The sequence below is a fragment of the bacterium genome (genome assembly GCA_019695335.1).
Classification (GTDB): Bacteria; CLD3; CLD3; order SB21; family SB21; genus JABWBZ01.
Genome location: JAIBAF010000100.1, coordinates 1 through 8105, shown reverse-complemented (window position 1 = coordinate 8105; position 8105 = coordinate 1). Strand labels below are relative to the sequence as shown.

Here is an 8105-nt window from a genome sequence, read left to right as displayed (position 1 = left end):
GTGATCAGATCAATCTTGAAAGAGCGATGAAGTTATCGGACAGGCTCGGCGGGCATCTGGTTTTAGGACACGTCGACGGAGTGGGCAAAATTATTTCCATCGCATCGCGCACAACTAGCTGGTGGGTTACCATTGAGGTTACCCAATCACTCATCAAATATGCTATTCCGGTCGGATCGGTTGCAGTGGACGGCATCAGTCTGACTGTTGCTGAATTACATGACAGCCGCATTTCTGTTTCCATCATTCCGCACACATGGGAAAAAACCATTATTGGCACAAAGAAAGCCGGAGATTCGGTCAATCTGGAAATGGATATGATCGGGAAATATGTCGAACGGCTATTCGGTGAAAAAGAAAAAAAATCTATTATCACTGAAGAGTGGTTAAAATCGAAAGGATTCTAATGTTTCATTCGATAGATGAGGCGATTATCGATTACAAAAATGGCAAGCCGTTAATTGTAGTCGATGATGAGGATCGTGAGAATGAAGGTGATTTCATTATGCCGGCGGAAAAGGTAACGCCGGAGTCGATCAATTTTATGGCGAAACACGGCCGTGGATTGATTTGCCTGGCGATCACGCAACAGCGTGCCGACGAACTCGAACTTAATATTATGGTAGATCGTAATACGGCTTTACATGCCACGCCATTTACCGTTACAATTGATGCGAAGCGGGGTACAACCACCGGTATTTCGGCAGCAGACCGCTCGACTACCATTCATACCGTGATCGATCCGAAATGTAAGCCCGACGATTTAGCGCGGCCGGGCCATATATTCCCGCTTGTAGCGCGCGACGGCGGAGTATTGGAACGTTCAGGACATACGGAAGCTACGGTCGATCTGGCGCGGCTGTCGGGGCTTTACCCCGCAGGCGTTCTGTGTGAGATCATGGACGAGGACGGAACAATGGCGCGTGTTCCACGACTCATCGAAATAGCCAAACAATTTGATCTGAAAATTATAACGATCAAGGATCTCATTAATTATCGTTTGCGTAAAGAGAAATTTGTCCGTGCCGTGGCCAACGATATTGATCTGCCAAGTATGTTCGGTGCATTCAATGTGACGGTGTATGAAAACATATTGAATCATGATCAACATCTAGCTATTACCAAAGGCAATGTCCGATCCGGCCAGCCGGTTTTGGTGCGTGTTCATTCGCAAAGCCTGATGTCTGACGTTTTTGGATCATCGATCTTTCCGTCGATGGTACCGATTCACCGTTGCCTTGAGCAAATTGAAAAAGCGGGGTGTGGCGCGTTTATTTATTTAAGAGGACACGACAGCCGAGGATTAGGTCTTTATGCCGATGAAGGTAAATCATCGCTTGATAGTCACCATACGCAGGATACCGACAAAGACTGGCGTTCGTTGGGCGTGGGCTCGCAAATTCTGGTTGATCTGGGAATAAAAAAGATCAGGTTGATGACAAACAATTCAAAAAAATATATCGGGCTCGATGGCTACGGGCTGGAAATTGTTGAGGTTGTTCCGATCACGGAAATTAAATTAACAAGCTAAACTTGCCAATCATTTAAAATACTTCTTCTCAATAGTAGTAATTTTATCGATTCTTGCCTGATGCCGCCCTCCGCCAAATTCTGTTTTTAGCCACACTTTGACAATTTGTTCTGCTACCAGTTCGCCGATCATTTTACCGCCGAGTGTCAGGACATTGGCATTATTATGTTCACGGCTGTTGACGGCGGAGGAAATATCGTAGCACATGGCTGCACGCACACTCGGAACTTTATTGGCCGTCATACACGAACCGATGCCCGCGCCGTCGACCATGATACCTCGAAAACAGTCGCCATCCGAAACCAATTGTGCAACCGCGTGAGCAAAATCTGGATAATCGACGGACTGGGTAGAATTCGTTCCGACGTCGATGACCGTATATCCGGAATCTTTTAATATTTTTTTCAAAAATTCTTTGAGTGCAAATCCGCCATGATCGGCTCCCAGCGCCACTTTTTTGTCGGCCCCGGCTTTTAATGGTGTTTGTGCAGCCGAGCTTTCTGATGCCTTGGGAGAGGCTTTTTTGAAAACGATGCCGAGCTGTTTAGCTTTGTCGTGGGCAAGAGACGTAATAATTTCATCACCTGTAATTTCAAATTCTTTACCGCGCTTGGCTTGTTCAATGACTTTCCGTTCCGTAATCAGTTTTTTCATAACATCAAATAAATTTAAATGGTTTCGATCAAAAGCGATAGATCCATAGCCGGTGCCGAGTGTGTCAACGATCCTACGGAAATAAAATCGACGCCTGTTTCAGCGATTTCACGGACGTTCGATAGGTGTACTCCACCTGATGCTTCGACTTCGCATCGGTGGCGGATCATCTGCACGGCTTCCCGTATGTCGGCAACGCTCATATTGTCCAACATGATTCTTTGTATGGGAAATTGCAAAGCTTCTTTTACTTCGGCAAGGTTTTTTGTTTCGATTTCAATGGCACACCGGTTCTGAGAGTGTTCTTTATAAGCGATTGCGCTACGGATCGCGGAACCAATTCCGCCGGCCGCGGTAATATGGTTATCTTTGATCAGGAACATATCGTATAAACCCATTCGGTGATTGGAACCACCGCCGGTAACTACCGCATATTTTTCAAGTTCACGCCACAACGGCGTTGTTTTACGTGTATCGATGATTTTAGCCGAAGTATGGCGAATCTGATTGACGAACTCATTCGTTAATGTCGCGATACCGCTCAGGCGTTGAATGAAATTAAGAGCCGTGCGTTCCGCAATCAGGATCGATCGCAACGATCCCTCGAACAATAAACATTTTTGACCGGCGTCCAACGATTCGCCGTCCCGAACGTTCCATTCGCATCGGATATTGGGATCGATTTGGCCGAACACTTCCGTGAAAACGTCGCGACCGCAAAAGATTCCTTTGCTTTTGGCCTTAACAAAACCGCGTCCTTTCATTGTTTCCGCAACGGTAGCCGTCGAGGTAATGTCGCCGGTTCGGATATCTTCTTCCAAGGCAAGTCTGATTAGCGTTTTGATTTCCTGATTCAGTATCATTTTAATTTTCCGATATACCGGTCGCCTAATTCCAACATGACTTGCCTTTGAGAGATCGTTCGGTCATCGTATCCCAGAATGTGCAGTACGCCGTGAGCGACGAGCCGCAAGACTTCGTTGGAATACGCTACGTTAAATTCCCGTGCTTGTTTATAAGCTTGGTCGAGGCTGACGAAAATTTCTCCGTCGATACGGTCATTGGAACTAAGATCAAATGAAATGACATCGGTTGGGTAATCGTGATTGAGAAAATCGCGATTGAGTTGTTTCATTCGCGCGTTGGTCAGAAACACTATAGAGAAAAATCCCGGTTTTTTTTTGGTTTCTTTTTTTATAATCAACTTGATGAGCGATCGGATCGTCGTCGGCTTAATTCGCCGCTGCGTATGTGTATTGATAATTTCAATGGTTTCCATTATGCGGACATGATATTGGGGGTGGGTTCCTCGTTCAAGACTTGGTTTTGTCCCGGATATTCAATGCGAACATGATAGATACTCAACAGGATCGGAATAAATGCTTCAGCAATTTTTTTAAGGTCACCGATCGTCAGTTCGCATTCATCGAGTTCTCCGTCCTGGAGACGATTTTCGATAATCGACATGACCATTGCGCGAATGCGGTTAGCCGTCGGTTCTTTGATCGAATGCGTCGATGCTTCAATGCCGTCCGCGAGCATAATGATGCCGGATTCTTTGCTTTTAGGCTTCGGGCCCGGATAACGGAAATCGGTCTCGGATACGATTTCATCCGAGGCTTTTTTTTCAAGAGCTTTACGGTAGAAAAAAGCCATCAATTGATTGCCGTGATGTTCTGGGATAAAATTACGTATCACTTTAGGAAGCCGATACTTTTCGGCCAGTTGCAATCCGACTTTGATATGAGAAATCAGGATCAGAGCGCTCATGTGAGGTGAGAGTTTATCGTGCTTATTATCGGTTCCGATCTGATTTTCTACAAAGTATTCAGGCATTTCCATTTTTCCAATATCGTGATACAAAGCGCCAACGCGTGCCAGCAGTGCATTCGCTCCAATCGCTTCCGATCCGGCCTTGGAAAGATTACTTACTATAATACTGTGATGATAAGTACCGGGCGCCTTCAATGCCAGCTGTTGCAAAAGAGGATGATTGGAATCCGATAATTCCAGCAGCGTAAATGTAGTACACACATCAAAAATACTTTCAAAGAGAACCAAACATCCGAAAGCGACCAACATTGACAAAATGCCGCTCGCAATGGCATAAGGAAGTTGGTATAAAAATACATCGCTGAAATCGGTGTATTTCACGAAACTCATGGTAATGATGATGAAAACATATGCGAGCGATACCCACAGAATGGATGAGAAAATGTGGCTGCGGCGGCTGAAATTGACCACCGTTACGCACGCGATTGAGCCGACGAACATCAATACCATCGTTGTTGTAAATTCATGTCCTTGCATCGCGCCAATCAGAAAACTGATTGATGCCGTCGTAATAAAACCGAGGCGTACGTCGAATAACGTCGTCATCAGCACGGAACTCAAAACGATCGGAATGACATAAACCGGGAAATCAAAAATGTGAATGAAGACGTAATAGAATAAAACTTCAATCAGAATGAGCGATACGATCAAAGCCAATTGTTTTACGTCGTTGAAAATATCGGAGCGGTAAAAATATAAGTATGACAAAAGAAAAAACATCAGGGTGAATACCAGCAGTCCGCGACCAAGATAGGGGAGTATCCATTTGATGCCGCCTTCCAAGTGACGTTTTTCAGCCCATGTTGATTCAAGCGAAATCAGTTGCTGATGGATATTGGGGGTGATCGTCTCGTTTTTATTGACAATGACGTCGCCGGCGAGAACGAATCCATAGGTCTGCGGAACACTGCTGATAGCTTCACGCTTGCGGCGATTGGTTTCGTCATCATTGCTGATCACATTGGGCGCCAGGAAAAGCGTCAGTACTTCATAACCGACGTTGACCAGCCTGGGATCTTTATAATAATTGCGCAACATGTCCTGCGTGCGGTATCGCGCTTCATCGAGATCGTTGACATTTTTGACAAATTCGGTTGTTTCGCGTTGGCCCTCCCGAATATTGATGGGAGAAATCGGGCTCTTAAAAGTATTTTTATCAAGATTGATAATACCGAGAGCAAATTGATCGCTCAAAATGGTCTGGAGATCTTTAGTAAAGAGTTCGAATTGTAATTGGGTCATAACTTTACCGATATCAATCTTGCGTGGTAATTTTTCGCCAGTTGTGTCGGTACGAACAATCGGTTTATCGGCCATAATTTCTTTACCGATGATCATTTGCCAGCGCTCTTCGATCACATTGAGTCCGAAACGTTTGTTGATCACGCTCTTCAACGAATCATAAGACTGCGGCACATAGGTCTGCGATTTACCGTCATTGTCCGTGTATAAAAACGGTTTGGCTGACTTCCGGACCAGATAAAAATAATTGATCAGTTCATCAAGTCGGGCCAATTGCGCTTTGGCTACATTTTCATTTTTATCGAAAACTGGTGCAATGAGGTTTTCAGCTTCCTTACGCTCGCGCTCAAGCTGATCGGCACTTTTATATACCGGAAAAGTAAATGGCGCGCGCACTTCATCGGGTGAAACCGTTCCAATTTTATATTCCGAATAACGTGTGAAATCGCTGTCGGGGAAAAGTAAAACAGGACAAACGATCAGTGCAGCGATGATACTAAAGCGGACAGGGAGATAATTTTTTTTCTGCAGCAGGTTCTTAAAAATGACAAATCGCCGCAAAAAGCGATAGGGAAAAGATTGATATAAAAGTTTGAACTTCACTATGGGCTCCGTTTTAACCTAGCGAACGGATAATTTCACGGGCAATGACAAGACGTTGAATTTCCGACGTGCCTTCACCGATCTCTCCGATTTTCGCGTCACGGAAAAAACGCTCGACTGGATAATCCTTGGTCGTACCATACGCTCCGTGAATTTGGATGGCTTTTATCGTCGCTTGCATAGCCATCTCCGACGTTTGCAATTTGGCCATCGCCGCTTCTTTGGTGAAAGGTTTGCCGGCGTCTTTCAAACGCGCCGCATGCAAAACCAAGTGCCATCCACATTCAATACCCAGAGCCATGTCGGCGAGGTAAAACTGAATGCCTTGATTGTCGATGATCGGTTGATCGAATTGTTCACGTTTTTTGGCAAATTTGAGCGCCGCTTCATACGCACCGATCGCAATGCCCAACGACAAAGCGGCCATTCCTACACGCCCGCCGTCAAGCACTTTGAGGAAACCTTTGAATCCTTCGCCTTCTTTGCCAACAAGGTTTTCTTTCGGTACAATCATATTTTCAAAATGCAGCATGCGCGTATCCGATGCACGCCAGCCCATTTTATTTTCTTTTTTACCTACAATAAATCCAGGGAATGTTTTTTCGACGATAAATGAACTAATGCCGTTTTTGCCCTTGGATTTTTCCGTAACCGCAGTGACAACAAATACGTCGGCGTATCCGGCGCTGGTAATAAAAATTTTCGATCCGTTCAGAACATAATGATCGCCTTTAAGTTCCGCTGTAGTCAGAGTACCACCGGCATCGCTGCCGGCTGTCGGTTCCGTCAGGCCGAATGAAGCAAGCTTCTCGCCTTTGGCCAGCGGAACCAGGTATTTTTGTTTTTGTTCTTCCGTACCGAAAAGCCAGATCGGACCGCAACCGATACCAGTGTGAGCGCCAACGGTAATGCCATGCGATGCACAGACTTTAGCCAATTCGATAACTGCGAGAGAATACGCGACATTAGTTAGACCAAGACCGCCGTATATCTTCGGAAAAGGAATTCCCATGAATCCCTGCCGTGCAAGCTTCTTGATATTTTCTACGGGAAATTCCGAACGCTCATCGAATTCTGCTGCAACCGGTGCAATATATGTTTCTGCAAAGCTTTTGGCTTTTTCTCTGATTTCCATCTCCTCACGAGTGAATTCAAACGGTAACGCCATTCCGATTCCTTATTTTTCAATATAATTTTGTACTGCTCCGTAATATAGAAATCAGGCGTGGGATAATCAAGCACGGCTTTCACGAATTTAAAATTATGTAAATTGAAAACCATGTTCTAGAGTGCAAAGATATAGCCCTGACATTTATAAATAAGGCAAAAGAGATGGAATATTGCACGAAATTACCATAATTTAAATCCGAACTTCTAAAGGTCTTTATATGTCATCATCATTGATAGGATTGACGGGCGGTATCGGTTGTGGTAAAACGGAAGTGGCCGCAATTTTGTCACGTAACGGTTTTTATATTATTGATGCCGATCGAATCGGCAAAAAAATTGTCGATAATAATCCGGATGTATTGCAGGAGTTAGTGCATGAATTTGGCGCCGGCATTCTGGACCAATCCGGTGCGTTGAAGCGAAAAGAATTAGGGCATATTGTTTTTGCCGACGAGGCCAAAAAGCTGAAACTCAATCAGATTGTACACCCGCATTTAATCAGAGAAATTGGTTTTGCCATTGTAGCAGGGCAGCGCGATGGATGGAAACGGATTGTTGTTGATGCGGCATTAATTTATGAAGCAACTATGGAATCGATGTTTGACAAAATCATCGTCGTATACGCCGATTTGCCTGTGCGCATTGCTCGTATTCAAGCCCGCGATCATTTTAAAGAGAACGATATCTTGAATCGAATCCGCTCGCAGATGGATCTGGAAGAAAAAAAACAACGAGCGGACATAGTCATCATTAATAACGGAACGCTTGCTGATTTGGAGAAAGCGACTCTGTCTATCGTTCCTTCATTATAGTTTGAATTCACGACGGTTTTTATAATTGATTTTTCAAATCGATATGAGTATCATTTCGTCGCCATATTATATTATATGAATTCGAATGACGACAGATGAACATCAATTACTGAAACGCCATTTGCTGCAATCGGAATCTGAACGATGGTTTCAGGTAGTTGTGCGGAACTTTACCTATGCAAATCTCTCATCTTTGGTGATCTGGCTTGGATTGGTTTTGATCTATTCGGAAATTAATATTTTCTGGTGGCTGAAGACAT

At 44.5% G+C, this 8105-nt stretch carries 8 protein-coding genes; 3 read left to right on the top strand and 5 right to left on the bottom strand.

The window, feature by feature from the left end; all coding sequences use genetic code 11:
• Both K1X84_16130 and ribB read left to right on the top strand, forming a co-directional pair.
• Positions 1-407, top strand: a 407-nt coding sequence (locus tag K1X84_16130) for a riboflavin synthase (protein MBX7153157.1), incomplete at its 5' end; no start/stop codon positions are given.
• Entirely contained in the window at positions 407-1531 is a 1125-nt protein-coding gene (gene ribB / locus K1X84_16125) for a 3,4-dihydroxy-2-butanone-4-phosphate synthase (protein ID MBX7153156.1), read from the top strand. The genes K1X84_16130 and ribB, both read left to right, overlap by 1 nt.
• Positions 1532-1540: 9 nt before the next feature.
• Here the strand turns inward: ribB and rpiB are convergent, their stop codons facing one another.
• From rpiB to K1X84_16100, 5 genes are read right to left on the bottom strand one after another with little or no spacing between them, the layout of a single operon-like run.
• Complete coding sequence (gene rpiB / locus K1X84_16120) at positions 1541-2185, bottom strand: ribose 5-phosphate isomerase B (protein MBX7153155.1); 645 nt, start codon at positions 2183-2185, stop codon at positions 1541-1543.
• A 14-nt stretch (positions 2186-2199) separates the two neighbouring features.
• The gene (gene nadC, locus K1X84_16115) at positions 2200-3048 is read right to left on the bottom strand and encodes a carboxylating nicotinate-nucleotide diphosphorylase (GenBank protein MBX7153154.1); all 849 of its coding nucleotides are present in this window, start codon (positions 3046-3048) and stop codon (positions 2200-2202) included.
• Positions 3045-3464, bottom strand: coding sequence for an rRNA maturation RNase YbeY (gene ybeY / locus K1X84_16110; GenBank protein ID MBX7153153.1), 420 nt, complete (start codon positions 3462-3464; stop codon positions 3045-3047). The genes nadC and ybeY overlap by 4 nt, the downstream gene beginning before the upstream one ends.
• Positions 3464-5863 (bottom strand): HDIG domain-containing protein, encoded by a 2400-nt coding sequence (locus tag K1X84_16105; GenBank protein MBX7153152.1) that lies wholly within the window; start codon positions 5861-5863, stop codon positions 3464-3466. The genes ybeY and K1X84_16105 overlap by 1 nt, the downstream gene beginning before the upstream one ends.
• A gap of 13 nt (positions 5864-5876) precedes the next feature.
• Positions 5877-7031: an acyl-CoA dehydrogenase family protein gene (locus tag K1X84_16100; GenBank protein MBX7153151.1), complete on the bottom strand. Its 1155-nt coding sequence runs from the start codon at positions 7029-7031 to the stop codon at positions 5877-5879.
• A gap of 220 nt (positions 7032-7251) precedes the next feature.
• Between K1X84_16100 and coaE the strand changes: the two genes are divergently transcribed.
• Positions 7252-7845 carry a dephospho-CoA kinase gene (gene coaE, locus K1X84_16095; protein ID MBX7153150.1) on the top strand — a complete coding sequence of 198 codons (594 nt, stop codon included), beginning with the start codon at positions 7252-7254 and terminating at the stop codon, positions 7843-7845.
• Positions 7846-8105 lie beyond the last annotated feature (260 nt).

What these genes read in the sequence shown, in the direction of transcription:
- ribB (MBX7153156.1), top strand. Translation starts at nt 407, where the DNA reads ATGTTTCATTCGATAGATGAGGCGATTATCGATTACAAAAATGGCAAG.
- nadC (MBX7153154.1), bottom strand. Translation starts at nt 3,048, where the DNA reads ATGATACTGAATCAGGAAATCAAAACGCTAATCAGACTTGCCTTGGAA.
- coaE (MBX7153150.1), top strand. Translation starts at nt 7,252, where the DNA reads ATGTCATCATCATTGATAGGATTGACGGGCGGTATCGGTTGTGGTAAA.
- K1X84_16100 (MBX7153151.1), bottom strand. Translation starts at nt 7,031, where the DNA reads ATGGCGTTACCGTTTGAATTCACTCGTGAGGAGATGGAAATCAGAGAA.
- ybeY (MBX7153153.1), bottom strand. Translation starts at nt 3,464, where the DNA reads ATGGAAACCATTGAAATTATCAATACACATACGCAGCGGCGAATTAAG.
- rpiB (MBX7153155.1), bottom strand. Translation starts at nt 2,185, where the DNA reads ATGAAAAAACTGATTACGGAACGGAAAGTCATTGAACAAGCCAAGCGC.